Origin of the sequence: Streptomyces sp. NBC_01092 (assembly GCF_045039535.1) — a bacterium.
Lineage (GTDB): Bacteria > Actinomycetota > Actinomycetes > Streptomycetales > Streptomycetaceae > Streptomyces.
This window is the reverse complement of record NZ_CP108659.1, coordinates 4,164,865-4,190,883: the sequence shown is the minus strand read 5'-3', so window position 1 is coordinate 4,190,883 and position 26,019 is coordinate 4,164,865. Positions and strand designations below refer to the sequence as shown.

Genomic DNA, 26,019 nt, shown 5'->3' with positions numbered 1-26,019 from the left:
CGGTTAGCTCGTAGCGATGGCTGAGTACGACCACACATCCGCAGGCAGCTCATAGTGCAGTCGCCAAGTGATGGCCATGGGCTTGCTGCCGTCGTGCTGGACGTAGGTGGCCGGGCCCAGCAGCATCCATGGTTGGGCCTTGCCGATGTCGGTGTCCTTGTAGCGCCGCATGAACAGCAGCACGTGGCTTCCGCGTTGCTCGTGTTGTTGGTATCGCAGGCCCGTGGGTGAGGTGTCTGCGGTGGTGCTCTGTGACTCCCAATGGAAGAGGGAGGGGGCCAACGCGTAGTCCTTGTAGCGGACTGTCGGCGAGAAGTCCTTCTCGTTCTTCTCGAGTGTGATCAGCAGTGCGTCCGTCTGGTTCGACTCGTCCCACAGGACACCCTGTGCAAAGGATCCGGGCATCTGGCCACCGAGGCGAGCGACGCCAAGCGCGGCCAGGATCTCCGAGCGGTTGTACGCGCTGTGGACTTTCAGAGGGATGTGGGCGTGCGGGCCATCCAACGGAATGGGGAAGTGGTCGGCTTGCCTCATCACATGGTGGAGTACCTGTCGTAGTTCGCTCCGCAGGGCCCGCTGCTCGCCTAGCGATTCAAGTCCCTGCGCGTAGGAGCTGAACCCGCCAGCCTTGTCCCAAAGGTTGAAGAAGAGCATGCGCGCGTAGGTTTGGTCCCTTGGGTTGAGCGACTCGTACCTCGGTGCGTCATCGCTCAACAAGCGGGTGTATGCCTCAGCGCGTTCAAGGTCGTCTACGTGCAAAAATGCGTGAACACGCTTCAACAAGTCATCCTCGCCTGCCTGTTCAGGCAGGTCGGCCAGGCCGGCTCGGCGCAGTACCGACGTCCACGAGTTGCTTGACTTGTACAGCTCCCTGATTTCGCGACGGCTCTCCCTCAGATAGTCCGCGAGGAGCGGTGTATCGAAGGCCCGGACCTCCTTGGCGAGGGTCTGGACGGTCGCCTTGATCTGGGTGCGGATGTTGTTCAGCACCAGATCCTTGGATTTGCCTTCGAGGATGATCTGGCAGCCGGACGGCAGCAGCGGGAAGTCGTGCTCAGCGTGCTCAAGGAGGCGGTTGCGCGACAGGTTGGTCATCGCACGGAACTGCTCCTCGAAGCGGAACTCGGCGCGATGCTGGCCGATGAAGTCGAGCACCGTAAGCACGGGCTTGTCCGGCGTGCGGCGCAGTCCTCGACCGAGCTGTTGCAGGAAGACGGTGGCACTGCTTGTGGGGCGTAGCAGGAGCAGCGTATCGACGTCGGGGATGTCCAAGCCCTCGTTGAAGAGGTCCACGGAGAAGATGACTTGGATCTCGCCGGCCTTGAGCTGCGAGAGAACCTGGTCACGAACCTCGGGCGTCGACGCGCTATCCAGAGCTTCAGCCTTGAAGCCAGCATCGCGGAAGCACTTCGCCATGAAGTGGGCGTGCTTCCGGCTGACACAGAAGCCGAGCGCCCGCATGCTCATCGGGTCGGAGACCTTGTCCTGTACCTGTTTGATGACGATACGGGCCCGCGCGTGGTCGGCGGAGAACAAGTCGCCGAGTTGGCTTTGGTCGTACGTCCCAGAACGCCAGTCGAGGCGGGTGAGGTCCGTCCCATCGGGCACACCGAAGTAGTGGAACGGGCAGAGGAGGTCGTTGTCGAGGGCCTCCCACAGCCGCATCTCGGCGGCTATCCGTCCCTCAAAGAACGTGTCCTGGACGTTGAGGCCGTCGGCGCGTTCGGGAGTGGCGGTTAGGCCCAGGAGCTGCTTCGGCTTGAAATGGTTGAGAACGCGGCGGTACGTCGTAGCCGTGGCGTGATGGAACTCGTCGATGACGATGATGTCGAAGTGTTCCGGGGCGAACTGGTCGAGGCGTTGGTCGGTGAGGGACTGGACGCTGGCGAAGACGTGCGTCCAGTCGCGTGGGAGTTCGCCGCTGAACAGAGGTTCGCCGAAGGATGCGTCGTCGAGTACTTCGCGGTACATGCGCAGGGACTGCTTAAGAATCTCTTTGCGGTGTGCCACGAACAGAAGCCGCGGGTACTGCTTGCCGCCCCACTCTTTATGCAGATTGCGGTAGTCAAGGGCGGCCATGACTGTCTTGCCCGTACCGGTGGCAGCAACTAGCAAGTTGTGCTGGTGGCCATGGACCTCGCGCGCGACTCGTAGCCGCTCCAGCATGTCGGCCTGGTGGGGGTGCGGCCGTACTTCAAGACCGGAGAGGCTGATCTTGGAGTCTTGGCCGGATGCCGATCCGCCCGCCAGGTGCAGAGCTTCGTCCAACTTGTGGGCGTCGCGATCGGGGTCGTAGGGCTCGAATGCGATGTCGTTCCAGTACGCGTCGAAAGTGGCCTCGAATTTGTTGAGCACTGCTGGAGTGGCCACAGAGGATAGGCGCACGTTCCACTCCAAGCCGTCGAGTAGAGCAGCCTTCGAGAGATTGGAGCTGCCGACGTACGCCGTATCAAAGCCACTTTTGCGGCGAAACAGCCAGGCTTTGGCGTGGAGGCGTGTCGAGCGGATCTCGTAGTTCACCCTCACTTCGGCGCCGAAGTCGCGGACGAGCCGGTCGAGCGCATGGCGATCGGTTGCGCCGATGTAGGTGGTGGTGATGACGCGGATGGGGACGCCGCGTTCCGCGGCGGCACGGAGGGAGTCTTCGAGTACGCGAAGGCCGTACCACTTCACGAAGGCACAGAGCAGATCAATGCGGTCCGCTGTTGCCAGTTCAGCGCGCAGCTCGCTGCCGAGGCTTGGATCCTCGGGGGAGTTGGTGATGAGCGCGGTCTCGGATAGAGGCGTGAGTGGGCGTACCGCGAAGACGCCGGGGGCTTCCTTCTCGGCCAGAGCGAGGAGCTGTCGAGGGCCCTCAGCGATGGCCTCGACTGCATCACCGCTTCCGAGATCGGCGGAGTCGGAGGCGAGCGACTCGATGATCTGGTTGGCTACGGCGACGCGCCTGTCATGCGGCAGCTGACTGAGGCGCCGGCTTACGGCCTGACTGATGTGGCGGGCGAGTACATGAGGTGACGATTCTTCGCTGACCTCGTCATCGATGGCCTTCCAACCTGCTGCATTCAACTGCTCCATCTGTTCCTGCATGCGTTGGGTGACGAGTTCCTCGTAAACACCCGCGACAGGCTGCGACAGATCCATCGGCTGAGCCACGCTGATTTCCCCAATCCCCGCACAGCAATGGCTCTGTTCTAGCAGGTGGCACTGACAGGCCCCAATGGCAGCTTGGTTTCTCTGTATGTGCCGTTGGGTCGCCCGCTTCTTTGTCAGTGTCGTGCTTCCGCGAGCCGCCTCAAGGGCGCTTCACTCCGCTGCGCTGCGTTCCGCGTCGGCTGCGCCGATGGCCCTGCGGGCCACCCTTGACCCGGCTCGCTCCAGCACGGGGGAGAAGCGAGCGGGCGGCCCGGAGGGGTGGGTGGCCCAGGTTGGTTGGGGGCAGGTCGGCTGGGTGGTTGGGCGGGGTTGGGGCGCGTTCGCGATGCGGGGGCACGCCGGGTTGGCTAAGCGGCCTTTGGCTGCGTTGAGCGGGTGTGGGCGTCAGGCCGGCGCCTGCGCCCCGTGGCACTCCCCATACGTCTGACCCGACCCGCACCAGCACCCCGCCCCCCGCTGCGGCGGCCAAGCCACCGCCCGTCCCCGCGCCGCCAGCGTCGTCGCGTACTGCGGCAGCAGGGTCGGGTCCTCCGGGGACGAGCCCTCCGATGCGGCGAAGGCCTCGTACGACGGGACCGTGCCTGTCACGATGCCCAGGTTCGGGGTGCCGGAGGCGGACAGCTCCCTCAGCGAGCCCTCTATCGTCGCCAGGTGCTCCTCGTGGGAGGGGTACTCCGCGGACAGGGACGGATACGCCGTCACCAGTTCCGTCAGTTCATCCCCCGTCCAGTGGAGTATCGCCACCGGGAACGGGCGGGACAGGGCCTCCCGATACGCGCCCAGTTCGGCCCGCAGCCGCGAGATCTCCGCCTCCAGCTCCGCCGGATTGTCCGAGCCCAGGGACCACACCCGCTTCGGGTCGTGGAGTTCGTCCAGGGAGATCGGCATCGAGTGGAGGGTGTCCGCCAAGGCGTCCCACTCGTCGTGGGCCACGCCCAGCATCCGCCGGACCCTGTGGCGGCCGAAGAGCAGCGGGCGGGTGGAGTACGGCGGCTCCGGTGCGTCCGTCAGCAGGAGCCGTGCCCCCTGCGTGAACGTCTCCTGCGCTGCCTCCAGCTCGTCATGCGACTCCAGCGCCTCCGCGATGATCACCCAGGGGGCCGGGTCCCTGGGGGCAGCTGCGCGGACGCCGTCGATGATCGCGCGGGCTTCCGCCTCGTGGCCGTACTCCCACAGGTTCGAGGCCTTCAGGGCCCGTACCAGGTGGGGGTCCTCCAGGGGCGTCGACGACGACAGCAGGCGGTCGTACAGCGCGGTCGCGGCGGGGCGGTCGCCGGACAGTTCCAGGTGGGCCGCGGCGCGCAGCAGCAAGGCCTCGGCGTCCTCGGGGTAGAGGCCGGCGGTTCGCTCCAGGCGTGCCGCTTCGGCGGTGTGGTCGACGTTTTCGGCAGGCGTGTCGGGGCGCATGGGGGACACCGTACTGCCCAGGGGTGGCGGTGCGGAGAACAGAGAGGGGAACAGGGTGCAGATATTGCCTGGTCGAGGCCGTCGCCGGGAGGGGGCGTCGTCGCCCTCACGTCTTCGCCAGGCACAGCAGCATCACGAACGGCACCGGGATCAGCGTCGCCATGGCCAGCCACCTGCCGGGGCGGGGATCGGCACGGCGGCGTGGGCCCAGGACGTCCACGGCAAGCAGCGTGAGCAGCAGCATCAGCCCGGTCAGCGCCAGCAGGAACATCAGCACCGGGGCGTGATCGAGCGTGTGGTAGTCGCAGTTCGACAGTTGCGGCGTGGACGCGAAGGCGTCGCAGTCCGAGGGGAGGTAGTCCGTCAGCAGCCAGTACGTCAGGTGCAGCGGGACGATCGCGGGTACCCCGAGGGCCAGGTTCGCGAGCGCGGGCGCCAGCAGGCCTGGCCGCCGGCGCCCGCGCTCGTCGTCTTCCGTCGCTTCCACCGCTGCCGCCTTCGTCACGTGGCTCACGACGCCCCGCAGGCCGCTCCGGTTGCCTCCAGAGAGGCGTCCGCCCTGCCGGATTCCGTCAGATCACCACCCCGTCGATCTGCAACGTCTGCACCGACTGCGCCGCGAACGGCACCGCCACCGACTTCCCGCTCAGCGTCGTGTTCGAGTACGACCGGTATTGGTCCCCGCCCGTCGTCACCGTGTTCCAGCGCGGGACCAGACCGCCCGAGCCGCCGCTCACCGTCGTGAAGCGGGACAGGTCGAAGGTCAACGTCTGGGCCGACGTCGACGTGTTCACCGCCACGATCACCAAGCGGCGCGCCGACGCGTCGTAGGCCGCCGCCGCGTAGCTCACGCCCGTGTCGAGGATCCTCATCCCCGGGCGGATGTGGCGGCTGAACTGGGCCATTACGTAGTACTTGGTCTGGACTGTCGTGGGCTGCAGCGTGTTCGCGTCGTACGCGATCAGCGCCCAGCCCGTCGTCGGGTCCATGACCTGCCAGTAGCACCAGGCCGTCGGGTGCAGCCAGCGGAAGTCGTAGCAGAGGTTGGAGGCCAGGGCGAGGCCGGTGCCGTCGCCGTCGCCCGTCTCCGAGTTCCACAGCTTCTTGCCGGACGTCGTCACCACGTCCGTGTAGAGGAGGTCGCGGCGGCCGCCCGAGCCCTGGTAGCCGTGCACGTTCACCTGGCTGACCAGGGCCTTGGTGGAGGAGTTGAAGGACGACCAGGTCGAGCGGGCCGTGTCGTAGTTCGTCTCGTCCGACGCCGAGATGCGGATGCCTGACAGGCCCCGCGCGTCCAACTCGCTGCGCATGTACGGGAGTACGGCCGCCTGGACCGCGGGGTCGAGGTGGCAGCCCTCCTGGGTGCCGGTCGCCGTCCACCAGCTCGACGCCGGTTCGTTGAAGGGGTCGACCGTCGCGAAGTTCACGCCCCAGTTGTTCCTGGCGTACAACGCCGTTGCCGCCAAGTGCGACGCGTGCTGGCGGTAGTTCCAGGTCTGGAGGTTGTTGCCGCCGTCGGCCGCGCCGGAGGGGTTGTGGTTGTTGCACATCCACCACATCGGGGAGTTCGCGAAGAGCTCGCTCACCGCGCCCCGCTGCGTCGCCTTCACCAGCATCGCGCGCTGGTTGGCGTCCGCGGTCCACTTCCAGGCCGAGGAGGTGGGGTCCTCGTTGTTCCAGTCCTGCCAGAAGCCCTCGATCTGCTTGAAGGCGGGGATGTTCGGCGACTCGGCCATCGATTCGCCGTTCACCGTGTTCCAGCTGCACCCGCCGAGGTTGTAGCGGGCGATGTTGAGGCCGAGGCCGGGGAGCGTCGTGCCGTTGTAGGTCACCGACTTGGTGGTGAAGAAGAGGTCGGCGAAGTCGTCCCGGGCGCCGAAGACGTTGGCCCACCAGGCCAGCGAGGTGCCCCAGCCCTCCCAAGTGCCGTACGAGGTGCCGGGGTTGACAGCGATGGTCGCGTCCGCGTGTGCGGTGCCCGTCGCCAGGGCGCCGCCGAGGAATGCGCCGCCTGTCGCCGCCAGCAGAGTTCTGCGTCGGATCATGACTTCTCCGCTTCGCTCAACGGCCGGTGTCGGCGGTGTCGTCGTCGAACCGGCTCCGTGGCCTGTCCCGTTGATGCCGACACGAAGCATCGGGTGTGACGCGTGGGGTTGTCGAGGGTTCCGACAGCCCTTTCTCAAACCTGTGGAGGAAGGGGGGCGGGGTGTTCGGGGGGCCGGACGCGGAGGCCGGATGCGGGGAGGACGGATGCGAGGTCTCCAGACCCGTGCGCGCACGCCCCGCGCGGACCGTGTGCGCACAGGTATGGAGACCTCGCGCCCCGGCACCTATCGTGCGGGCGGCCCCGGCGAGACAAGCGCGAGACAAGCGCGAGGAGGCTCACGGATGGAGCGGGTTCGCGTCGTGCGGCACAGCGGGCTGCGGCGGCGTGCCCTGCGGCGGCGCGTGCTGTGGAGTGGCGGCGAGGCGCTCGTCACCGTCGGGGTGGTGCTTCTGCTGCTGGTCGTCCACCAGATGTGGTGGACCAACCGGGAGGCGCGGGAGGGCGCCGCGCGCGAGGTCCGGGCGCTGGAGCGGGCCTGGGACGGCGCGGGCGGCGACTCCGGTACGGCCGTGGCGGCGCCGTCGGCCACGGCCGAACCCGCCCCCGCGGACACCGGGTCGCCCGAGCGCGCGGCCGGCACCCGGCGCCGGTCCGCGGCGCAGCCCGCACCCGACTGGTCCCGGGCCTACGCCATCCTCACCATCCCCCGCCTCCACCTGCGCGTCCCCGTCGCCGAGGGCGTCAGCAAGAGCGGCGTCCTCAACAAGGGCTACGTCGGCCACTACCCCGGTACCGGGCAGCCGGGCCGGGCGGGCAACTTCGCCCTCGCCGGGCACCGCAACACCCACGGCGAGCCCTTCCGGTACATCAACCGGCTCGCGCCCAAGGACACCATCCGGGTCGAGACGCGGAGCGCGACGTACACGTACGCCGTCGACCGGACGCTGCCGCAGACCGCCGCCCATGACGGGGGCGTCATCCAGCCCGTCCCGCGCTCCACCGTCAGGCGGGGTCACGGCTACACGGAGCCCGGCTACTACCTCACGCTCACCACCTGCACGCCGGAGTACACGTCGAAGTACCGGCTGGTGGTGTGGGGCAAGCTCGTCTCGATGCGGCCGCGTTGAGTACGCGGGCAATGAGGCCGCCCGTCAGGCCGCCCGCTCTCGTAGCGCCACCACGCCCACCGCGGCCAGCAGTGCCAGTCCCGCCGAGACCGTCATCACGGTGTCCGCGCCGTGGGCCAGTCCGCCACCGGAGGACGTGGCGAGGGCGATGGTCAGGGCCACGCCGGCACAGGAGCCGATGTAGCGGAAGGTCTGCTGGGCGCCGGAGCCCATCGCGGCGCGCTGGGCCGGTACGGACTCCACCGAGAGCAGGGGCAGCGCGGCGTTGAGCAGGCCGCTGCCGACGCCGGCGATCAGCAGGCCGGGCAGCAGCCGGGGCCAGGAGCCCGCGTCGAGCGCGCCCAGCATCGCCAGGACGCCGCCCGCGTGCAGGACGAAACCGAGGGCGAGTTGGTGGCGGGGTGAGATCCGGCCCGACAGTCTGCGGGCCTGGAGGGCCACCGCGAAGGACAGGCCGGACCAGAGCAGGAACAGCCAGGCCGTGTCCATCGCGGACAGGCCGAGCGTCTGCTGGAGCAGGGCCGGCAGGAAGCTGAACAGGCCGATCACCGCGAGTCCGGTGAACAGACCGCCGGCGGACGACGCGAGGAAGCGGGGGCGGCGGAGCAGGGACAGGTCGATCATCGGTGTCGCCGTACGGCGTTCCACCGCGACGAAGAGGCCCAGCAGTGCCACGGCCGCCAGGAGCAGCAGGCCCACGGGTGCCCGCAGCCAGCCGTCCCGGCCCAGGGTGAGTGCCGCCACCAGGGAGACCAGGGCCAGCCCGAAGGTCACCGCGCCGGCGAGATCGGGGCGGCCGCCGCGGGGTGCGCGTGACTCCGACAGTCTGCGCGCGGACAGGGCCGCCACGATCAGCGCGGCGGCGCCCAGGACGCCGTACGACAGGCGCCAGTTCGGTATCGCGCCGGTGACGACCGGGCCCAGCGCGATGCCGCCGCTGACGAAGGCGCCCCATACGCCGGTCGCGTGCAGCCGGCCGCGCGGGTCGGGGAAGGCGTGGACGATCAGGCCGAGGCTGCTGGCGAGGAGCGCCGCGCTCGCCGCGCCCTGGGTGATGCGGGCCAGCGTGAAGAGCCAGGTGGTGGTCGTCAGGGCGCCGAGGGCCGTGGTGATGCCCAGGGCGAAGGTGCCGGCGACGAAGATCCGGCGGCGGCCGTAGTCGTCGGCGAGGCTGCCGGCCACCAGCAGGAGGGCGGCGAGGCCGAGCGGGGTGCCGTTGAGCAGCCACGCCTGGGCGGAGAGCGGGGTGTGCAGGGCGGCGGCGGTCTGGGGGAGCGTGACCATCGGCGCCGTGTACGTCATCAGGGCGACGGCGGTGGCGGCGCTGGTCAGGGCGAGGGTGGCGCGCCGGTTCGGAGCGGGCTCGGCGGGGGACGGCACGGCCGCTGCGGTGGCGGCCTCGGGGAGAGTTCGTTCATTGAACCTTGGCATGCGGCCCACCGTAACATCCTAGGTTCATTCATTGAACCAAGAAGGTGAAAAGGGGTTACAGTGGTCGGCATGGCATTGGGGAAGGACTACGCGACCCAGCAGTGCTCGATCGCCCGGGCGCTGGAGATCGTCGGCGAGCGCTGGACGCTGCTCGTCATCCGCGACGCCCTGTACGGCGTCCGTCGCTACAACGACTTCCTCGTCCACCTCGGCATCCCGCGCGCCGTCCTGGCCGCCCGCCTCCAGTCGCTCGCCGCCGAGGGGATCCTCGAAAAGCGCCGGTATCAGCAGTCGCCGCCGCGCGACGAGTACGTCATCACCGAGCGCGGCATCGCCCTGTGGCCCACCTTGCGCTCGCTCGGCCTGTGGGGGCGCGAGCAACTCGGCGAGGCCCGGCTGCGCTACTTCCTGCACGCCCAGTGCGGTACGGAACTCGGGCCGTACGGCGAGTGCCCCGCCTGCGCAACCGTCGTACCGGTCGAGGACGTCCTCATGACGCCGGGACCCGGACTCGACCCGGACCCGGCGGACCCGGTCAGCCGGGCACTGCTCGGCCCCAAGCGGCTGTTGCAGCCCATCGAGACCGAGCCGGCGTGACGGATCCTGTATAACGAACGTCAGGACGAACGTCAGGACGAGTGTCGTAACGGACCGCACACGCGAGGGGAGGGGCCGCCGATGATCCGCAGCTGGGCCAATCCGCGTCCCGCCGCCGCGCTGGTGCTGCTCTTCCTGGAGATCGTGCTGCTCGACACCGGCAGCCTCTCCGCGACCGTCGCGCTCGCCGCGACCGCCGCCGCCGGTTCGGCGTTCGCCGTGTGCTCCCTGCTCGCCTCGCGTGCCGCGCCCGCCGTGGCGCCGACGCGCGTGCGTACGGCCATCCGCGACCGGGCCCGCCGTACGGCCTTCCTGCCCCAGCGCGACCCTGACGCCTCGGGCCGGCCACGCCCCAGGGCACCCGGGCACGCCCTCCCGGCGACCGTCGCGTAGGGCACGCACCGACACATCCGAGACGTGTGACCCCACGCGGGTCGTCATGCCGCCATGCCGATTCCCGGCATTCCTCATCCGGCACGACGAGACCCCCGGAGGGCTCACCCATGTCCGTATTCGCCGACCTTGTTCAGCGGCTGGCCGATCTGCTCGACCCGCTGTTCGGCGCCGGCGCGGCCGCCGCCGCGATCATCCTGTTCACCGCGTTCGTACGGCTGCTCGTGCATCCCCTGTCCCGGGCCGCCGCACGCGGGCAGAAGGCGCGGGCCGGGCTGCAGCCGAAGATCGCCGAGCTGCGCAAGAAGCATGCGAAGAACCCGGAGCGGCTCCAGCAGGCCGTGCTGGAGCTGCACACCAAGGAGAAGGTGTCGCCGCTGTCCGGGTGCCTGCCCAGCCTGTTCCAGCTGCCCGCCTTCTTCCTCCTCTACCACCTGTTCTCGAACACGACGATCGGCGGCCAGGCGAACGAACTGCTCTCGCACCAGTTGTTCGCCGCGCCCCTCGGGGACCGGTGGGCGGACGCGCTCGGCGCCGCCGGGGCCTTCGGCGGCGCGGGGCTCGTCTACGTCGCGCTGTTCGTGGTCGTCGCCTGTGTCGCCGCGTTCAATTTCCGCCGGACGAAGCTGATGATGGCCGCGAATCCGGCGATGCCGGTCGCCGACGGTGAGGCGGTGCCGGGGATGGGGGCCATGACCAAGGTCATGCCGTTCATGTCCTTCTTCACGCTGGTCACCGTGGCCGTCGTCCCGCTGGCCGCCGCCCTGTACGTGGTGACCAGCACGACCTGGAGCGCAGTGGAGCGGGCCGCGCTGTACCGCTGAGACCGGTGATGCCGAGGTCCCTACGGTCCAGTACGTGAACCGGGTATTGCGGACTGGCCGTGGACCTTGGAGGATCGACCAGTCCTCCGATGGCTGCACCCGTCGGCGGGCGCCCGCGATCGAGGGAGATTGTGATCATGAAGCTGCTGCGAGTCGGTACGGCGGGAGCGGAGCGGCCCGCGCTGCTCGACGCCGAGGGGACCCTGCGGGACCTGTCGGGCGTCGCGCAGGACATCGACGGGCCGCTGCTCGCCGACGACGCCGCGCTCGGCCGGATCCGCGCCGCCGCTGACGCCGGTGAGCTGCCCGCGCTGGACGCGACCGGCCTGCGCGTGGGGCCGCCGGTCAGCCGCATCGGCAAGGTCGTGTGCATCGGGCTGAACTACCACGACCACGCCCGCGAGACCGGCGCCGAGCCGCCCGCCGAGCCGGTCATCTTCTTCAAGGCCGCGGACACGGTCGTCGGCCCGAACGACACGGTGCTCGTCCCCCGTAATTCGACGAAGACCGACTGGGAGGTCGAACTCGCGGTCGTCATCGGACGTACGGCCCGCTATCTGGACTCGGCCGAGGAGGCCCTTGCGCATGTCGCCGGGTACGCGGTCGCGCACGACGTGTCCGAGCGGGAGTTCCAGATCGAGCGGGGCGGGACCTGGGACAAGGGCAAGAACTGCGAGACGTTCAACCCGCTGGGCCCCTGGCTGGTGACGGCGGACGAGGTGGCCGACCCGCAGAACCTGTCCCTGAAGCTGTGGGTCAACGGCGAGCTGAAGCAGGACGGCACCACCGCCGATCAGATCTTCCCGGTGGGCGAAGTCGTGCGCTACGTCAGCCAGTTCATGACCCTGTACCCCGGTGACGTCATCAACACCGGTACGCCGGCGGGCGTCGCCCTCGGCCAGCCCGAGCCGAAGCCGTTCCTGCGGGCCGGGGACGTCGTGGAGCTGGAGATCGAGGGGCTGGGGCGGCAGCGGCAGGAACTCAAGGACGCGTGAACCGTCAGCTCTTCAGGTAGGGCTGCAGCAGGGTGCTCCACGACTTGTTGATCTTCGTGAACTCGTCGGGGCACTTCGCGGCTCGGGTCGCCGGCAGCGGGGCGTCAGGGTTGTCCTCGGTCCGCACCACACCTTGGAACGTGGCGGGGTCGGAGCCGTACAGCCAGCAGATGGCGTTGAAGTAGCGCTGGGCGTCGAGCGCGTGCTCGTCGGCGAGTTGGTCGTCGCTGGGCCCCTGCTCGGCCGCCTGCCAGGCGCTCGCCCAGGCCTCGATGGCGCTGGCCGCGTACTCCTGGTGCAGCGCGTCGCGGGACAGCAGCAGGATGGAGAGCTGGTCGGCCGAGTCCTCCTCCTGCCCGGTGGCGGGAAGGTCGTACAGGTCGATCAGGGCATGGCCCAGCTCGTGGAACACGACGCTGTTGGTGAAGCCGATGAGGTCGTCGTCGACGGCCCGTGTCTGCTGCGCCTCGGTGCCGGTGGTGTTCTGGCCCTGGAAATACCCTCGGTACACCTCGAGCAACTCGTAGCACAGGGCGATGCTCTGGCTCTCCGGGTCCCACATCGCATTGGCTTCGCCGCAGCTCTGCCCCGTCAGGGGCACGTTCTGGGGCAGGGCTATCAAGGAGTTGGCGTAGGCCGCCGCGCTCTGCAGGACCTCGTTCTGCTGGAGCAGGTTCTGCTCCATGACGTCCTGCGAGGTGACGCCCGGCTGGTAGCCCGGAACGAGCGCGCCCGTGCCCGTGGCCTCGGGGGTGGTCTGCCGCGGGGCCGCCTGGTGCGTGGCGGCCCCGGCACGCTCGTGACCGGGGCCGGTCGCACAACTGGTCGTGGATACGGTGACTGCGAGCACGGTCAGCGCGGCAGCCACCCAGCTCTTGCGTGGCATGTGTACGGCTTTCCGCCCGGAGGAACCGGCGGGGCCGACATCTCGTCGCGCCACCACCGGACTTGAGAAACCTCCCTCATGGTCCGCGCGGCGGTCCGGCCCCGCACCTTTTCCCCGCCGGGCGCCCGACTACAGCCCCAGGAACCGCTCCAGCGCCTCCGTCACGAATCGGTGGTCCTCCAGCTGCGGCAAGCCGCTCACCGTCACCGACCCGATGACGCCCACGCCCTCGACGTTGATCGGGAACGACCCGCCGTGCGCCGCGTAGGTGTCGGGGTCCAGGCGGGAGGAGTCCTCGAACGTCGTGCCCTTGGCGCGGAAGCGGGCACCGACCACGTAGGAGGAGGTGCCGTAGCGCTCCACCACCCGGCGCTTGCGGGAAATCCAGGCGTCGTTGTCCGGGGTGGAGCCGGGCAGGGCCGCGTGGAACAGCTGCTGGCCGGCCCGGTGGATGTCGATGGCGACCGGGGCCTGGCGCTCGCGGGCCATCTCGACCAGCAGGGAGCCCAGCGTCCAGGCGTCGTCGTAGGTGAACCCGCGGAAGACCAGGCGCCGTTCCTGGGCCTCCAGCTCCTGAAGCGGCGGAGTGATCTCCGGCTGGAACTTCGGGGTGATCTCCGAACCGTGTGTCTTACCGGGTGTCACAGCGTCACCGCCACCTTGTCGTGCGCCGAACGGCGCGCCGCCTCCAGTACGTCCAGCGTGGCGGCCGCCTCCAGGGCGGTCACCGGGTTGGGAGCGCCGTCCAGCAGCGCCCTCGCCACGGCCGCATAGTAGGCCGGGTAGTCGCCGGGGAGCGTGGGTGCGACGCGGCCGCCGCCCGTCAGCGGGGACTCGCCGGCGCCCACCCGGCCCCACAGCGACTCGGGTTCCGTGCCCCAGTCGGCGGTCGTGTCCGGGCGTCGGCCGTCCCGCAGCGCCGCCTCCTGCGGGTCCAGGCCGTGCTTGACGTAGCCCGCCTTGGAGCCCAGCACCCGGAAGCGCGGGCCGAGTTGGGCGGTCGTGGCGGAGACGTACAGGTGGGAGCGGACGCCGTTCGCGTGCGTGAGCGCGATGAAGGTGTCGTCGTCCGTCTCCGCGCCGGCACGGCGGACGACCGCCTCGGCGTACACCTGCGTGACCGGACCGAACAGGACCAGCGCCTGGTCGACGACATGGCTGCCGAGGTCGTACAGCAGACCTCCGATCTCTGCCGGGTCGCCGGACTCCCGCCAGCCGCCCTTCAGCTGCGGACGCCAGCGCTCGAAGCGGGACTCGAAGCGCCATACGTCGCCCAGCTCGCCCTCGGCCAGGAGGTGGCGCAGGGTCAGGAAGTCGTTGTCCCAGCGGCGGTTCTGGAAGACGGAGAGGAGCAGGCCGCGCTCCTCGGCGAGCGCCGCCAGCTCGCGTGCCTCGGCGGCCGTGCCGGCGATCGGCTTGTCGACGACGACCGGGAGGCCTGCCTTGAGGGCGGCGGTGGCGAGCGGGACGTGCGTCTTGTTCGGGGACGCGATGACGATCAGGTCGAGGTCGCCCGCGCGGGCCAGCAGCTCGTCGGGCGTGGCGGCGACGCGTACGTCCGGGTGCTCGGTGCGGGCCTGCTTCTGCCGCTCGGGGTTCGAGGTGACCACCGTGTCCAGGGCGAGGCCCTCGGTGGCGGCGATCAGCGGAGCGTGGAAGACGGAGCCGGCCAGGCCGTAGCCGACCAGGCCGACGCGGAGGGGAGTAGCACTCATGGATCCCACTTTCGCAACGCTGTTGCCAAAGTGCAAGCGGCGGGGACAATGGACGCCGTGAACAGGACGAAGGGCACGGCGTGAACAGGACGAAGGGCCAGGCCGCCGACGGGGCGGGCGGCGACGCGCGGCAGAGCCGCACATCGTTGCAGCTGGGTGCCCTGCGCAGCCACAACGCCGCGCTGGTGCTCGACCTGCTGCGCACGGCGGGAGCCGAGGGGATCAGCCGGCTCGAACTCGCCGAGCGCACCGGTCTCACCCCGCAGGCGGTCAGCAAGATCACCGCCCGGCTGCGGGAGGACGGGCTCGCGGCGGAGGCGGGGCGGCGGGCGTCGACCGGGGGCAAGCCGCGCACGGTGCTGCGGCTGGTGCCGGAGGCCGGGCACGCGGTGGGCGTGCATCTGGACCGCGACGAGCTGACGGCCGTGCTCTGCGACCTGACCGGTGCGGTGGTGGCGCGGCGGAGCGCCGCGCTGGATCTGGGGGCCGGTGCGGAGACGGTCGTCGAGCGGGCGGTGCGGGTGGTGGGGGAGCTGGCGGGGGATGGTGGGTGGTCGGGTGCGGGTGGTGGGGGGCTGGTCGCGCATTTCCCCGCGCCCCTAGGGGGGGCGAGTGACCGTCGGCCTCAAGAGGCGCGGGGAACTGTGCGACCGGCCACGACGGTTCCGGTGCTCGGGGTCGGCGTGGCGCTGCCCGGGCCGCTGGACCACCGGCGCGGTGTCCTGCACCGGGTCACCGGGTTCCCGGAGTGGAACGGCTTCCCGCTGCGGGACGTGCTCGCGCGGCGCCTCTCGCTGCCGGTCGTCGTCGACAAGGACACCAACGCCGCCGCGCTCGGCCTCGCGGTCGGGGGCGCGGCTGGGGCCCTCGCGTCCTTCGCGTACCTGCACTTCGGGGCGGGCCTCGGAGGCGGGCTGGTGATCGGGGGAGCCGTGCACCGAGGTGCCCGGACGGGGGCCGGGGAGTTCGGACACCAGGTGGTCCAGCTGGACGGGCCGCCCTGCGGGTGCGGCAACCGCGGCTGCGTGGAGGCGCTGTGCCTGGCCGCCGTGGCGCGCGGCGACGTGGCGGAGGCGGCGCGCGTGCTCGGCACCGCGGCCGGCAACCTGGTCGCCCTGCTCGACGTCGACCTCGTCCTGCTGGGCGGCCGCACGGTCGCCGCCGCGCCCGAGACCTTCGTACGGGGGGTCGGCGCGGTCCTCGCCGAACGCGCCGGCCGCGCGGGCGAGGAAGCGGTACCGGTACGGGTCGCCTCCGGCGAGGGGCTGGGGGTCGCCGAGGGGGCGGCGCAGTTGCTGCTGGCGCCGTTGTTCGGGCGGGCGGAGGGGTGAGGGCGAGGTGCGTCCGGACGGGGGAGGGCGATCCGAGTGCGGGTCCGTCCGCCCTGGCCGGCATGCGCTGATCGAGCGGACTTGCCCGGCCGTACGGAATGGCTCCGCCGCGCGCCGCCTGCCACCCGGCATGCTCATGTGATCATGCGACTGCACACACCTGCTTCCCTCTGCCTCGCAGCAGCCGCCCTCCTGGCCGCGGCGCCCCCGGCGTCCGCACGGCCGCCCGACGCCCTCCCCAGCTGTGCCAACGGCGACGGGGCCTTCCCGCTCACCACCCGCCTCCACGGCGGCCCGCGCTCGTACGCGGCGGGCGGCGGATTCGGCGTCTGGTACCTGGACCTCACCAACACCACCGGCCGGACCTGCACCGGCATCCACCCCGTCGTCGTCCTGGTCGACGGCAAGCACGCCCTCAAGCCGTCCCAGCCCCGCCTGGAGTTCTACGCCGCCCCGAACGGCACTGCGGACGCCACCCCGGACGGCACCGGCCCGCACCCCGTCCGCTTCGAGACCACCGACGAGGACGAACTCGTCGGCGCCTTCGACGGCTTCCCCGGCTTCACCGTCGGCCCCCGCAAGACCGTCACCGTGAAGGTCCGCCTCGCGGTCACCTCGGACGCCGTACCGAACGACGTCACCGTCAACGCGGCCGTCGTACAGCGCCACGAGGGCGACGGCGACTGGGTCGGCCAGTCCAACGACTACCGCTTCAGGATCGAGGCCGACCCCACGGACGCCGCCGGCGAGACCCCCCCGCCCGGCCGGGGCCACCCCACCGACCCCGCCCACCGCGACGCCTCGGCCGGCCCCGCCCTCTCCGTCGGCCCGAGCACCTCGGCCTCCCCCGGCACCGACCCGTCCCGCAACCGGCTCACCCTCGCTGACGAACTCGCCGGAACCGGCCTCACCTCGGCCCCCGGCGTCACCCTCGCCGCCACCCTGGCCCTGCTCCTGACCGGCGTCGGCCTGCTGGTCGTCCGCAGACGCCGCTGAGGCCAAGTCCCCGCGGATCACCGGGAGGCGCCGCCTGAGCGGCCCACCCCGTCTGCGACGATCCCTGCGTGGACTACCCGAACGACCAGGCCCCCGGCGCCCCCGTGCGCCAGGGCATCCCGGAGCACGGCCGCATCCCGAAGTACTACGCGGTGAAGGCCCGGCTCGACCAGCTCATCGGCGAACTCGGCGAGGGCGACCCGCTGCCCACCGAGCGTGATCTCTCGGAGGAGTACGAGGTCGCCCGCGAGACCGTCCGGCAGGCGATCCGCGAGCTCGTGCTGGAGGGGAAGCTGCGGCGGCAGGGGCGGGGCACCGTCGTCGCCGGCCCCAAGCTCGAACAGCCCCTCTCCCTCGCCAGCTACACCGAGGGCGTCCGCCGGCAGGGCCGCACCCCCGGCCGTACCCTCGTCACCCTCGACCGCTTCCCCTGCCCCGCCGCCCTCGCCGCCGAGGCCGGACTCGAACGCGGCGAACCCGTCTGGCACCTGGAGCGCGTGCTGCTCGCCGACGACGAGCGGGTCGGCCTGGAGAGCACGTACGTGGCAGTCGCCCGCGTGCCGCGTCTCGATGTGGACTTCGACCCCGACTCCTCCTTCTACGCCTTCCTCCACGAGCAGGGCATCGGCTTCGGCGACGCCGACGAGCGCATCGAGACCGTCCTGGCCACCCCGCGCGAGGCGCTGCTCATCGGCACCCCGCCCGCCCTGCCGATGCTGCTGATCCACCGTGTCTCACGGGACACCGAAGGCCTGCCGCTGGAGCGGGTACGGACGCTGTACCGGGGCGACCGGTTCTCGTTCAGCGCGCATCTCAGCGGCTGATCAGGCGGCTGACCCCGGCGGCTGAAAAGTTCGGAAATCGACACTTTCAACCCCCCCTGGAATATCACGAACAGATAACGGGTCTAGCCCAAACGTGATAGCCAGTTCACGCTCTCGTTGTCAGCCGGACCCTTCCGGTTACCCGATCCCGAGGAGCGTTGCCGTCGTGAGAGTGATAGTCGTCGGAGCCGGCGTGGTGGGCACCATGCACGCCTGGCAAGCAGTGGAACGCGGCCATGAGGTCGTACAGATCGAGCGCGAGGCGGAGGCTCGCGGCGCGTCATTGCGCAACTTCGGCCAGATCTGGGTGAGCGGACGCGCGGGCGGTGCGGAGCTGGAGACCGCCCTGCGCGCCCGGGAGCTGTGGGAGGAGATCGGGACCCGGGTACCGGGCCTCGGCTTCAGGCCCAACGGCTCCCTGACCCCCGTCCGCGGCGACCTCGAACTCGCCGTCGCCGAGGCCGCCGTGGCCCGTGAGGACGCCGCCGCCCGCGGCCACAAGCTGCTGACCCCCGACGAAGCTCGGGCCCTGAACCCCGCCCTGCGCGGCGAGTTCACCGCCGCCCTGTACTGCGAGCGGGACGCCGCCGTCGAGCCGCGCACCGCACAGCTCGCCCTGCGCGAGGAACTGCTGAAGTCCCCGAACTACACGTTCAAGCCCGGCCGTGAGGTCCGCGAGGTCATCGGCACCAGCGCCGTCCGCGACGACCACGGGGACGTGCACAGCGGCGACGTCGTCGTCCTGTGCACCGGCGCCTGGCTCGGCGGCCTGGTCCGCGAGCTGGCCGGACCCGACCTGCCCGTGCGCCGCGTCCGCCTGCAGATGATGCAGACCGACCCGCTGGGCGAGCCGCTGACCACCTCGGTCGCCGACTCGGACAGCTTCCGCTACTACCCGGCCTACGCCTCCGCCGCGCTCGACGCCCTCAACGCCGGTCAGGCGCAGGCGGAGACCGCCGCGGCCCACAAGATGCAGCTGCTGATGGTGCAGCGCGCCGACGGCGGGCTGACCATCGGCGACACCCACGAGTACGAGCACCCCTTCGCGTTCGACACGCTGGAGGACCCCTACGACCACCTCACCGAGGTCGTCGAGTCCCTCCTCGGCCGCCCGCTGCCGAAGGTCCGGCGCCGCTGGGCGGGCGTGTACGCGCAGTGCACCGACACGACGCGGGTCGTGCACCGGCAGCAGGTGCGCGACGGGGTGTGGCTGGTCACCGGGCCCGGCGGGCGCGGCATGACCTGCTCGCCCGCGATAGCCGAGACGACCGCGAACGAACTGGGTTGGTGACAGACATGACGCTCCATCAGGACATCCGGCTGGTCGTGCTCGACATGGCCGGTACGACCGTCGCCGACGGCGGTCTCGTCGAGCGGGCCTTCGCGGCGGCCGCCGCCGAACTGGGCGTCGAGCCCGGCTCCCCGGACCACGCCGACAAGCTGGCCTACGTCCGCGCCACCATGGGCGAGTCCAAGATCTCCGTCTTCCGGCATCTGTTCGGCGACGAGGAGCGGGCGCAGCGCGCCAACGCGGCCTTCGAGAAGGCGTACGGCGAACTCGTCGACGGCGGCCTCGTCGCGCCGATCCCCGGCGCCCGCGAGACCATCGAGGAACTCCAGGCCGGCGGCCGCAGCGTCGTCCTCACCACCGGTTTCGCCCGGGTCACCCAGGACGCGATCCTCGACGCGCTCGGCTGGCAGGACCTCGTCCCCCTCACCCTGTGCCCGGCCGACGCCGGGGGCCGGGGGCGGCCGTACCCGGACATGGTCCTCACCGCGCTGCTGCGGACGGCTGCCGCCGACGACGTCCGGGAGATCGCCGCCGTCGGCGACACCTCCTACGACATGCTCAGCGGGGTCCGCGCGGGCGCGGGCCTGGTCGCCGGTGTCCTGACCGGCGCGCACGACGCCGACGCGCTGCGGAAGGCCGGGGCCACCCATGTCCTCGGCTCGGTCGCTCAGTTGCCAGGGGCGCTGACATGAGCGGCATCCGCTTCGACTCCGTCAGCGTCGCCTACGACGGCAACGTCGTCCTCGACTCCCTCGACCTCACCGTCGAGCCCGGCGAGGTCATGGCGCTGCTCGGGCCGTCCGGATCCGGCAAGACCACCGCGCTGCGGGCGGTCGCCGGGTTCGTACGGCCCGCCTCCGGGCGGGTGTTCCTCGGCGGCCAGGACGTCACCGACCTGCCGCCGTACCGGCGGGGCATCGGGATGGTCGTCCAGCAGTACGCCCTGTTCCCGCACATGCGGGTCGAGGAGAACGTCGCCTTCGGACTGAAGGCGCAGAAGACCCCCAAGGTGACCAAGGCCGAGATCCGCACCCGGGTCGCCGAGGCCCTGGAGATGACCGGCATGGCGGCCTACGCCCGCCGCTACCCGCGTGAGCTGTCCGGCGGCCAGCAGCAGCGCGTCGCCATCGCCCGCGCGCTCGCCATCCGCCCCGGCGTCCTCCTCCTCGACGAGCCGCTGTCCGCCCTCGACGCCCGGCTGCGCTCCGGCATGCTGGCCGAACTGGCCCGGCTGCACCGCGAGTTGCCCGACGTCACGATCCTCTACGTCACCCACGACCAGGTCGAGGCGCTCACCCTCGCCGACCGGATCGCGGTGATGGACAGCGCCCGGCTCCAGGCCTGTGGGACGCCGAGAGAGCTGTACCGGGCCCCGGCCAACGAGTTCACGGCCTCCTTCGTCGGCAACGCCAACCTGCTGCCGGTGACGGTCGGTTCGGGCGGCGTCGCCTTCGGCGGCGGCGAGCTGAAGGTGGACACGGAGGGCGCGGCGCGGGGTGCGAAGGCGACGCTGTGCGTACGGCCCCACCTCGTCGGCCTCGGCGACGGACCCAACCGGCTCGCCGGGACCGTGACGGAGATCCAGTGGCGTGGGTCCACCCATCGGCTGTACGTCGAGGTCGACGGCCACCGGGTCATCGCCGACCTGCGGGAACTCAAGGACCCGCCGGCGCACGGCGACGAGGTGACGCTGCACTTCGCCCCGGAGGACGCGGTGCTGCTGACCGCCGGAGTCACCCATGACTAAACGGCTGCTGTGGGCCGCCCCACCGGTCGCCCTCCTCGCCCTCGTCTTCCTCTACCCGCTGGCCCTCGTCGTTCAGCAGTCCCTCCAACCGGACACCGGCGGCACCTCCCTCCAGCCCTACGCCGACGTCTTCGCCTCCGACTCCTTCCGTGAGGCGCTGTGGACCACCGTCTGGCTGGCGGCCGGTTCGACCGTCGGCTGTCTGGTCCTGGGATTCGTGATCGCGCTCGTCATCGCCTTCGTGCCCTTCCCCGGGGCACGGGCGGTGGCCCGCTTCATCGACGTCTTCCTGTCCTTCCCGTCCTTCCTGATCACGCTGGCGCTGCTGTTCATCTACGGCACGGTCGGCATGGCCAACGGCCTGTGGACCGACGTCACCGGCGCGGCGGACGGCCCCTTCCAGTTCCTCACCACCCCCTGGGGCGTGCTGCTGGCCGAGATCACCTACTTCACGCCCTTCGTCGTACGACCCCTGCTCGCGGCCTTCTCCCAGCTGGACACGGCCCAGCTGGAGGCGGCCAGTTCGCTCGGCGCGCGCCCCCTGCGCATCGTCCGGCGGGTGATCCTCCCCGAGGCGGTGCCCGCTCTCGCGGCGGGCGGCAGCCTGGTCCTGGTGCTGTGTCTGAACGAGTTCGGGATCGTCCTGTTCACCGGCGCGAAAGGCGTCACGACCCTGCCGATGCTCGTCTACAGCAAGGCGATCCTGGAGTCCGACTACCCGGGCGCCTGCGTGGTCGCCGTCGTCAACGTCCTGATATCCGTGGGCCTCTACGGCCTCTACCGGGTGGTGAGCCGCCGTGCTGGTGCATAGCCGCGGGGCCAGGTGGGCCGTATGGCTGCTGTTCCTCGTCCTCTTCCTGCCCCTGTTCGCCCTTCCGCTCCTCGTCGTCCTCGGTGCCTCCTTCGCCACCAACTGGTCGAGCGTGCTGCCCTCCGGCTTCACCGCCGAGCACTACTCGTCCGCCACCCGTGGTGAGGCCCTCCAGGCCCTCACCACCAGCCTGGTCACGGCCGCCGCCGCGAGCCTGCTCGCCCTGGCCGCCGGGACGTGGGCCGCGCTCGCGGCGGCCGGACTGAAGAGGCGGTGCCGCAGGGTCATGGACGCGCTCTTCGTCCTCCCGGTCGCCGTGCCCTCCGTGGTCGTCGGCCTCGCGATCCTGGTCGCCTTCTCCAAGCCGCCGTTCCTGCTCAACGGCACGCGGGAGATCGTGATCCTCGCCCACACCGTCCTGGTCACGGCGTTCGCCTACCAGTCCGTGTCCGCCGCCCTGGCCCGCCTGGACCCGGCGTACGAACAGGCCGCCGCCTCGCTCGGCGCCCGGCCCGCCTACGTCCTGTGGCGGGTCAGGCTCCCCCTCCTGCTGCCCTCGCTCACCGCGGCCGCCGGGCTCTGCTTCGCCCTCTCCATGGGCGAGTTGAGCGCGACGATGATGCTCTACCCGCCCGACTGGACCCCGCTCCCCGTCCTGATCTACGCGGCCACCGACCGCGGCGCCCTCTTCGCCGGCTCCGCCCTCGCGGTGGTCCTGATGACGGCGACCCTGCTCGCGCTGTTCGCCGTCTCCCGCATCCGCACCAAAGCCTCGTACCGCTGACCCCGAAGCCCCTCCCCGTGCAAGGAGTTCACCCCGCCATGCCCAGAAACACCCTCAAGCTCGCCATCGCCCTCTCCCTCCTCGCCACCCCGCTGCTGTCCGCCTGCGGCGGCAACACGGCCGCCTCCGACGAGAAGGTCGTCACCGTCTACAGCGCCGACGGCCTCAAGGGCGAGAACGGCGACGGCTGGTACGACCGCATCTTCAAGGACTTCGAGAAGCAGACCGGCATCAAGGTCGAGTACGTCGAGGGCGGCTCGGGCGAGATGGTGCAGCGCGCCGCCCGCGAGAAGAACAACCCGCAGGCCGACGTGATCGTCACGCTCCCGCCGTTCATCCAGCAGGCCGACGGCAAGGGCCTGCTGCAGAAGTACGCCCCGAAGGGCTCCGACCAGGTCAACGGCGCCGACAAGGGCGCCGACGCCACCTGGACCTCGGTCGTCAACAACTACTTCGGCTTCATCTACAACAAGAAGGAGCTGGCGCAGGCGCCCAAGACGTGGGAGGAGCTGCTGGACGGCAAGTACAAGAACAAGCTCCAGTACTCCACCCCGGGCGTCGCCGGTGACGGAACCGCCGTCCTCATCAAGGCCATGCACGACTTCGGCGGTGACAAGGCCGCCCTGGAGTACCTGGGCAAGCTCCAGGCCAACAACGTCGGCCCGTCCGCCTCCACCGGCAAGCTCGCCCCCAAGGTCGACAAGGGCGAACTCCTCGTCGCCAACGGTGACGTCCAGATGAACTTCGCCCAGTCCAAGGACATGCCGAACCTCGGCATCTGGTTCCCGGCGAAGGACGGCGGCAAGCCCACCACCTTCGCCCTGCCCTACGCCGCCGGCCTCGTGACCGACGCCCCGCACACCGAGAACGGCAAGCAGCTCCTCGACTTCATGCTGAGCCAGGGCGCCCAGCAGCAGGTCAGCGAGATCGGCGGCGGCTTCAGCGCCCGCCAGGACGTCAAGGCCACCGACGCCAACGCCATCGCCCTCGCCAAGATCATCGAGGGTGTCGAGGTCTTCGAGCCGGACTGGGACGACATCGACAAGAACCTGACGACGTATGTCGACGCCTGGAAGTCGGCCACCGGCAGCTGACCCGCCCCCTCAAGGCCACCCACCGGGGCCATACCACCAAGGCCACACCTGCAGAGCAGCACCACCCGCAACGCCCCTGGCACCACCACCGGGGGCGTTGCCATGCGCGCACCCACCCGTTCCCAGGAGGATCACGTGACGTCACACCTGTCCCGCCGCTCCGTCCTCACCACCACCGCGGCGACCGCCGCCACCTTGGCACTCGGCACCGCCAGCGCTTCCCAGGCCCACGCCGTCCCCACGCTCCCGAACGGCACCAGCAACGACAAGGTGCTCGTCATCGGCATGGACGGGCTCCGCCACGACCGCATCGACGCCGCCGACGCCCCGCACCTGAAGGCGATGATGAGCGAGGGCACGTACGGCACCTCGCTGCTGTACGCGAACCCGATGGCCGCCACGTCCTCGGGCCCCGGTTGGTCCACCATCTCCACCGGAGTGTGGCCCGACAAGCACGGCGTGAAGGACAACACCTTCGCCGGCAAGAAGTACGGCCAGTACCCCGGCTTCCTGGCCCGCCTCGCCCAGGTGCGGCCCGCGCTGTCCACCTACGCGGCCGTCGACTGGAAGCCCCTGGACGCGCAGGGCACCGTCACCCCCGGCGCCGACGCGAAGCTGGTCCTCGACGGCGACCGCGACGGCTACACCGGGCACGACGCCACCATCGCCGCCGAGACCGAGGCGATCATCCGCGACCAGAACCCGGACGTCCTGTTCGTCTACTTCGGCCAGTCCGACATCGTCGGCCACAACCAGGGCGCCGGCAGCCAGGCCTACCTCGACCAGATCGCCGTACAGGACGCCTACGTCGGCCGCCTGCGCGCCGCGATCAAGGCCCGGCCCTCCTACGCCTCCGAGCGCTGGACCGTGATCATCGCCACCGACCACGGCCACCTCGACGCGGGCGGCCACGGCGGGTCCTCGGTGGAGGAGCGGCGCACCTTCGTCCTGGCCACCGGGCCCGGCATCGCGGCGGGCGCCCGCCCGATCGACACCCGGCTCGTCGACGTCGCCGCCACCGTCTTCAAGCAGCTCGGCATCACCGTCGACCCCGCCTGGGGCCTGGACGGCAAGCCGGTCCAGGAGCGCTCCACCGACCCCTTCGAGGCCCTGCGGCCCTCCCTCGCCGGGCGGGTCGACGAGACCGGCATCCCGGCCGGCGTGCTCGGCTTCACGCACACCGCGCCCAGCGGCTGGTCCGTCATCAACAACGCCATGGGCACCGGCGGGATGACCGAGTGGCGCGGCTGGGCCTTCGCCACCGACGAGTTCTGGTCCCGCACCCAGCGCGACCAGTGGCGCGAGCTCAACGTCCGCTCGCGCGGCGTCTTCGCGGTCGCCGACTCCGACGAGTGGTCGGACAAGACCCTCTCCGGCACCTACGACTCGACCCTGGTGACGCCCGCGTACGACGTCACCGGCAAGACCAAGGTGCGGCTGGACTTCACCACCTTCTACCGGCAGGAGGGCGCCCAGACGGCCCAAATCCTCGCCTCCTTCAACGGCGGCACGCCCACCGTCGTCAAGAGCTACACCTCCGACGTCGTCTCCCAGCCCCAGTCGCTGACCGTCGACGTCCCCTCCGGGGCCTCCAGCGTCAACTTCCGGTTCCGGTACACCGGCTCCAACAACTGGTACTGGGTGATCGACGGGGTCAGGATCAGTCAGTCCTGATTACTCTGGGGGCGTCGGTACGGCGTGGTTCCGGCGCCCCCAGCTCGTCCCGTACGCAGGCCAGGAGCAGAGCAACATGGCAGACCGCAAGCCCATCGAGTCATGGCTCACCGACATGGACGGTGTGCTCATCCACGAGGGCGTACCGATCCCCGGCGCCGACGCCTTCATCAAGAGGCTGCGCGAGTCCGGCAAGCCCTTCCTCGTCCTCACCAACAACTCGATGTACACCCCGCGTGACCTGCACGCCCGGCTGAACCGCATGGGCCTGGAAGTGCCGATCGAGAACATCTGGACCTCGGCGCTGGCCACCGCCAAGTTCCTCGACGACCAGCGCCCGGGCGGCTCCGCGTACGTCATCGGCGAGGCAGGCCTGACCACCGCGCTGCACGACATCGGCTACATCCTCACCGACCACGACCCGGACTACGTCGTCCTCGGCGAGACCCGCACCTACTCCTTCGAAGCCATGACCAAGGCGGTCCGGCTCATCAACGCCGGCGCCCGCTTCATCTGCACCAACCCCGACGAGACGGGTCCGTCGACCGAGGGCCCGCTGCCCGCGACCGGCGCCGTCGCCGCGCTGATCACCAAGGCGACCGGCAAGCAGCCGTACTTCGCCGGCAAGCCGAACCCGCTGATGATGCGGACCGGCCTGAACGCCATCGGCGCCCACTCCGAGACCAGCGCCATGATCGGCGACCGCATGGACACCGACGTGCTCGCGGGCATCGAGGCCGGCATGCAGACGTACCTGGTGCTCACCGGCCTGACCCGGCCCGAGCAGGTGGAGAACTTCCCGTACCGGCCGTCCAAGATCGTGGACTCCATCGCGGACCTCGTCGACCGGATCTGAAACCCCTCACACCCGCGACACGACCCATACGGAGCA

The 26,019-nt window shown here is 70.6% G+C and carries 24 protein-coding genes; 16 read left to right on the top strand and 8 right to left on the bottom strand.

The window, feature by feature from the left end; genetic code table 11:
• Positions 1-3 precede the first annotated feature (3 nt).
• The 4 genes from OG254_RS18825 to OG254_RS18810 all read right to left on the bottom strand — a co-directional run bounded on the left by OG254_RS18825 (position 4) and on the right by OG254_RS18810 (position 6,605).
• Positions 4-3,141 carry a DUF3427 domain-containing protein gene (locus OG254_RS18825; protein WP_405595068.1) on the bottom strand — a complete coding sequence of 1,046 codons (3,138 nt, stop codon included), beginning with the start codon at positions 3,139-3,141 and terminating at the stop codon, positions 4-6.
• Between the two features lie 396 nt (positions 3,142-3,537).
• Positions 3,538-4,560: an SEC-C metal-binding domain-containing protein gene (locus tag OG254_RS18820; protein ID WP_405583224.1), complete on the bottom strand. Its 1,023-nt coding sequence runs from the start codon at positions 4,558-4,560 to the stop codon at positions 3,538-3,540.
• A 106-nt stretch (positions 4,561-4,666) separates the two neighbouring features.
• Positions 4,667-5,047 carry a hypothetical protein gene (locus OG254_RS18815; RefSeq protein WP_405583222.1) on the bottom strand — a complete coding sequence of 127 codons (381 nt, stop codon included), beginning with the start codon at positions 5,045-5,047 and terminating at the stop codon, positions 4,667-4,669.
• 85 nt (positions 5,048-5,132) lie between these two features.
• The gene (locus OG254_RS18810) at positions 5,133-6,605 is read right to left on the bottom strand and encodes a beta-1,6-galactanase (protein ID WP_351189933.1); all 1,473 of its coding nucleotides are present in this window, start codon (positions 6,603-6,605) and stop codon (positions 5,133-5,135) included.
• 343 nt (positions 6,606-6,948) lie between these two features.
• On the opposite strand from OG254_RS18810, the gene OG254_RS18805 reads away from it, so the two are divergent.
• Positions 6,949-7,734, top strand: coding sequence for a class E sortase (locus tag OG254_RS18805; RefSeq protein WP_405583220.1), 786 nt, complete (start codon positions 6,949-6,951; stop codon positions 7,732-7,734).
• A gap of 24 nt (positions 7,735-7,758) precedes the next feature.
• Here the strand turns inward: OG254_RS18805 and OG254_RS18800 are convergent, their stop codons facing one another.
• Positions 7,759-9,165 (bottom strand): MFS transporter, encoded by a 1,407-nt coding sequence (locus tag OG254_RS18800; protein WP_405583218.1) that lies wholly within the window; start codon positions 9,163-9,165, stop codon positions 7,759-7,761.
• A gap of 69 nt (positions 9,166-9,234) precedes the next feature.
• Between OG254_RS18800 and OG254_RS18795 the strand changes: the two genes are divergently transcribed.
• The 4 genes from OG254_RS18795 to OG254_RS18780 all read left to right on the top strand — a co-directional run bounded on the left by OG254_RS18795 (position 9,235) and on the right by OG254_RS18780 (position 11,974).
• A complete protein-coding gene (locus tag OG254_RS18795; RefSeq protein WP_147999514.1) occupies positions 9,235-9,762 on the top strand; it encodes a helix-turn-helix domain-containing protein in 528 nt (175 codons plus the stop codon).
• A gap of 81 nt (positions 9,763-9,843) precedes the next feature.
• Positions 9,844-10,155 (top strand): DUF6412 domain-containing protein, encoded by a 312-nt coding sequence (locus OG254_RS18790; protein WP_147999513.1) that lies wholly within the window; start codon positions 9,844-9,846, stop codon positions 10,153-10,155.
• Positions 10,156-10,265: 110 nt separating this feature from the next.
• Positions 10,266-10,979: a YidC/Oxa1 family membrane protein insertase gene (locus OG254_RS18785; protein WP_405583215.1), complete on the top strand. Its 714-nt coding sequence runs from the start codon at positions 10,266-10,268 to the stop codon at positions 10,977-10,979.
• A gap of 137 nt (positions 10,980-11,116) precedes the next feature.
• On the top strand, positions 11,117-11,974 hold the full coding sequence (locus tag OG254_RS18780; protein ID WP_405583213.1) for a fumarylacetoacetate hydrolase family protein: 858 nt from the start codon (positions 11,117-11,119) through the stop codon (positions 11,972-11,974).
• A 4-nt stretch (positions 11,975-11,978) separates the two neighbouring features.
• Here OG254_RS18780 and OG254_RS18775 read toward each other — a convergent pair whose 3' ends face one another.
• The 3 genes from OG254_RS18775 to OG254_RS18765 all read right to left on the bottom strand — a co-directional run bounded on the left by OG254_RS18775 (position 11,979) and on the right by OG254_RS18765 (position 14,575).
• Positions 11,979-12,860, bottom strand: a complete 882-nt coding sequence (locus OG254_RS18775) for a DUF4344 domain-containing metallopeptidase (protein WP_405583211.1) — start codon at positions 12,858-12,860, stop codon at positions 11,979-11,981.
• Between the two features lie 129 nt (positions 12,861-12,989).
• Positions 12,990-13,505, bottom strand: a complete 516-nt coding sequence (locus OG254_RS18770) for a heme-degrading domain-containing protein (protein ID WP_405583209.1) — start codon at positions 13,503-13,505, stop codon at positions 12,990-12,992.
• Positions 13,502-14,575, bottom strand: coding sequence for a Gfo/Idh/MocA family oxidoreductase (locus OG254_RS18765; RefSeq protein ID WP_405583207.1), 1,074 nt, complete (start codon positions 14,573-14,575; stop codon positions 13,502-13,504). The genes OG254_RS18770 and OG254_RS18765 overlap by 4 nt, the downstream gene beginning before the upstream one ends.
• 146 nt (positions 14,576-14,721) lie before the next feature.
• Here OG254_RS18765 and OG254_RS18760 point away from each other — a divergent pair, with 146 nt between their 5' ends.
• The 11 genes from OG254_RS18760 to OG254_RS18710 all read left to right on the top strand — a co-directional run bounded on the left by OG254_RS18760 (position 14,722) and on the right by OG254_RS18710 (position 25,983).
• Complete coding sequence (locus tag OG254_RS18760) at positions 14,722-15,906, top strand: ROK family protein (protein WP_405595065.1); 1,185 nt, start codon at positions 14,722-14,724, stop codon at positions 15,904-15,906.
• Positions 15,907-16,050: 144 nt separating this feature from the next.
• Positions 16,051-16,902: a hypothetical protein gene (locus OG254_RS18755; RefSeq protein ID WP_405583205.1), complete on the top strand. Its 852-nt coding sequence runs from the start codon at positions 16,051-16,053 to the stop codon at positions 16,900-16,902.
• Positions 16,903-16,970: 68 nt separating this feature from the next.
• Positions 16,971-17,726, top strand: coding sequence for a GntR family transcriptional regulator (locus tag OG254_RS18750; RefSeq protein ID WP_405583203.1), 756 nt, complete (start codon positions 16,971-16,973; stop codon positions 17,724-17,726).
• Between the two features lie 166 nt (positions 17,727-17,892).
• On the top strand, positions 17,893-19,017 hold the full coding sequence (locus tag OG254_RS18745) for a TIGR03364 family FAD-dependent oxidoreductase (RefSeq protein WP_405583201.1): 1,125 nt from the start codon (positions 17,893-17,895) through the stop codon (positions 19,015-19,017).
• A 5-nt stretch (positions 19,018-19,022) separates the two neighbouring features.
• Entirely contained in the window at positions 19,023-19,709 is a 687-nt protein-coding gene (locus tag OG254_RS18740; RefSeq protein WP_405583199.1) for a phosphonatase-like hydrolase, read from the top strand.
• Positions 19,706-20,764 carry an ABC transporter ATP-binding protein gene (locus OG254_RS18735; RefSeq protein ID WP_405583197.1) on the top strand — a complete coding sequence of 353 codons (1,059 nt, stop codon included), beginning with the start codon at positions 19,706-19,708 and terminating at the stop codon, positions 20,762-20,764. Before OG254_RS18740 ends, OG254_RS18735 begins: the two co-directional genes overlap by 4 nt.
• The gene (locus tag OG254_RS18730; RefSeq protein ID WP_405583195.1) at positions 20,757-21,575 is read left to right on the top strand and encodes a 2-aminoethylphosphonate ABC transporter permease subunit; all 819 of its coding nucleotides are present in this window, start codon (positions 20,757-20,759) and stop codon (positions 21,573-21,575) included. Before OG254_RS18735 ends, OG254_RS18730 begins: the two co-directional genes overlap by 8 nt.
• A complete protein-coding gene (locus OG254_RS18725) occupies positions 21,562-22,359 on the top strand; it encodes an ABC transporter permease (protein ID WP_405583193.1) in 798 nt (265 codons plus the stop codon). The genes OG254_RS18730 and OG254_RS18725 overlap by 14 nt, the downstream gene beginning before the upstream one ends.
• Before the next feature lie 38 nt (positions 22,360-22,397).
• Positions 22,398-23,453 carry a 2-aminoethylphosphonate ABC transporter substrate-binding protein gene (locus tag OG254_RS18720; protein ID WP_405583191.1) on the top strand — a complete coding sequence of 352 codons (1,056 nt, stop codon included), beginning with the start codon at positions 22,398-22,400 and terminating at the stop codon, positions 23,451-23,453.
• A gap of 102 nt (positions 23,454-23,555) precedes the next feature.
• A complete protein-coding gene (locus OG254_RS18715) occupies positions 23,556-25,127 on the top strand; it encodes an alkaline phosphatase family protein (RefSeq protein WP_405583189.1) in 1,572 nt (523 codons plus the stop codon).
• Between the two features lie 76 nt (positions 25,128-25,203).
• Complete coding sequence (locus tag OG254_RS18710) at positions 25,204-25,983, top strand: HAD-IIA family hydrolase (RefSeq protein ID WP_405583187.1); 780 nt, start codon at positions 25,204-25,206, stop codon at positions 25,981-25,983.
• Positions 25,984-26,019: the final 36 nt, after the last annotated feature.

Excerpts from the sequence above, each read along its gene's own strand:
- OG254_RS18825 (WP_405595068.1), bottom strand. The coding sequence starts at position 3,141 with ATGGATCTGTCGCAGCCTGTCGCGGGTGTTTACGAGGAACTCGTCACC.
- OG254_RS18780 (WP_405583213.1), top strand. The coding sequence starts at position 11,117 with ATGAAGCTGCTGCGAGTCGGTACGGCGGGAGCGGAGCGGCCCGCGCTG.
- OG254_RS18775 (WP_405583211.1), bottom strand. The coding sequence starts at position 12,860 with ATGCCACGCAAGAGCTGGGTGGCTGCCGCGCTGACCGTGCTCGCAGTC.
- OG254_RS18820 (WP_405583224.1), bottom strand. The coding sequence starts at position 4,560 with ATGCGCCCCGACACGCCTGCCGAAAACGTCGACCACACCGCCGAAGCG.
- OG254_RS18785 (WP_405583215.1), top strand. The coding sequence starts at position 10,266 with ATGTCCGTATTCGCCGACCTTGTTCAGCGGCTGGCCGATCTGCTCGAC.
- OG254_RS18795 (WP_147999514.1), top strand. The coding sequence starts at position 9,235 with ATGGCATTGGGGAAGGACTACGCGACCCAGCAGTGCTCGATCGCCCGG.
- OG254_RS18715 (WP_405583189.1), top strand. The coding sequence starts at position 23,556 with ATGCGCGCACCCACCCGTTCCCAGGAGGATCACGTGACGTCACACCTG.
- OG254_RS18800 (WP_405583218.1), bottom strand. The coding sequence starts at position 9,165 with ATGCCAAGGTTCAATGAACGAACTCTCCCCGAGGCCGCCACCGCAGCG.
- OG254_RS18765 (WP_405583207.1), bottom strand. The coding sequence starts at position 14,575 with ATGAGTGCTACTCCCCTCCGCGTCGGCCTGGTCGGCTACGGCCTGGCC.
- OG254_RS18740 (WP_405583199.1), top strand. The coding sequence starts at position 19,023 with ATGACGCTCCATCAGGACATCCGGCTGGTCGTGCTCGACATGGCCGGT.
- OG254_RS18810 (WP_351189933.1), bottom strand. The coding sequence starts at position 6,605 with ATGATCCGACGCAGAACTCTGCTGGCGGCGACAGGCGGCGCATTCCTC.
- OG254_RS18805 (WP_405583220.1), top strand. The coding sequence starts at position 6,949 with ATGGAGCGGGTTCGCGTCGTGCGGCACAGCGGGCTGCGGCGGCGTGCC.
- OG254_RS18735 (WP_405583197.1), top strand. The coding sequence starts at position 19,706 with ATGAGCGGCATCCGCTTCGACTCCGTCAGCGTCGCCTACGACGGCAAC.
- OG254_RS18755 (WP_405583205.1), top strand. The coding sequence starts at position 16,051 with ATGCGACTGCACACACCTGCTTCCCTCTGCCTCGCAGCAGCCGCCCTC.
- OG254_RS18730 (WP_405583195.1), top strand. The coding sequence starts at position 20,757 with ATGACTAAACGGCTGCTGTGGGCCGCCCCACCGGTCGCCCTCCTCGCC.
- OG254_RS18720 (WP_405583191.1), top strand. The coding sequence starts at position 22,398 with ATGCCCAGAAACACCCTCAAGCTCGCCATCGCCCTCTCCCTCCTCGCC.
- OG254_RS18790 (WP_147999513.1), top strand. The coding sequence starts at position 9,844 with ATGATCCGCAGCTGGGCCAATCCGCGTCCCGCCGCCGCGCTGGTGCTG.
- OG254_RS18710 (WP_405583187.1), top strand. The coding sequence starts at position 25,204 with ATGGCAGACCGCAAGCCCATCGAGTCATGGCTCACCGACATGGACGGT.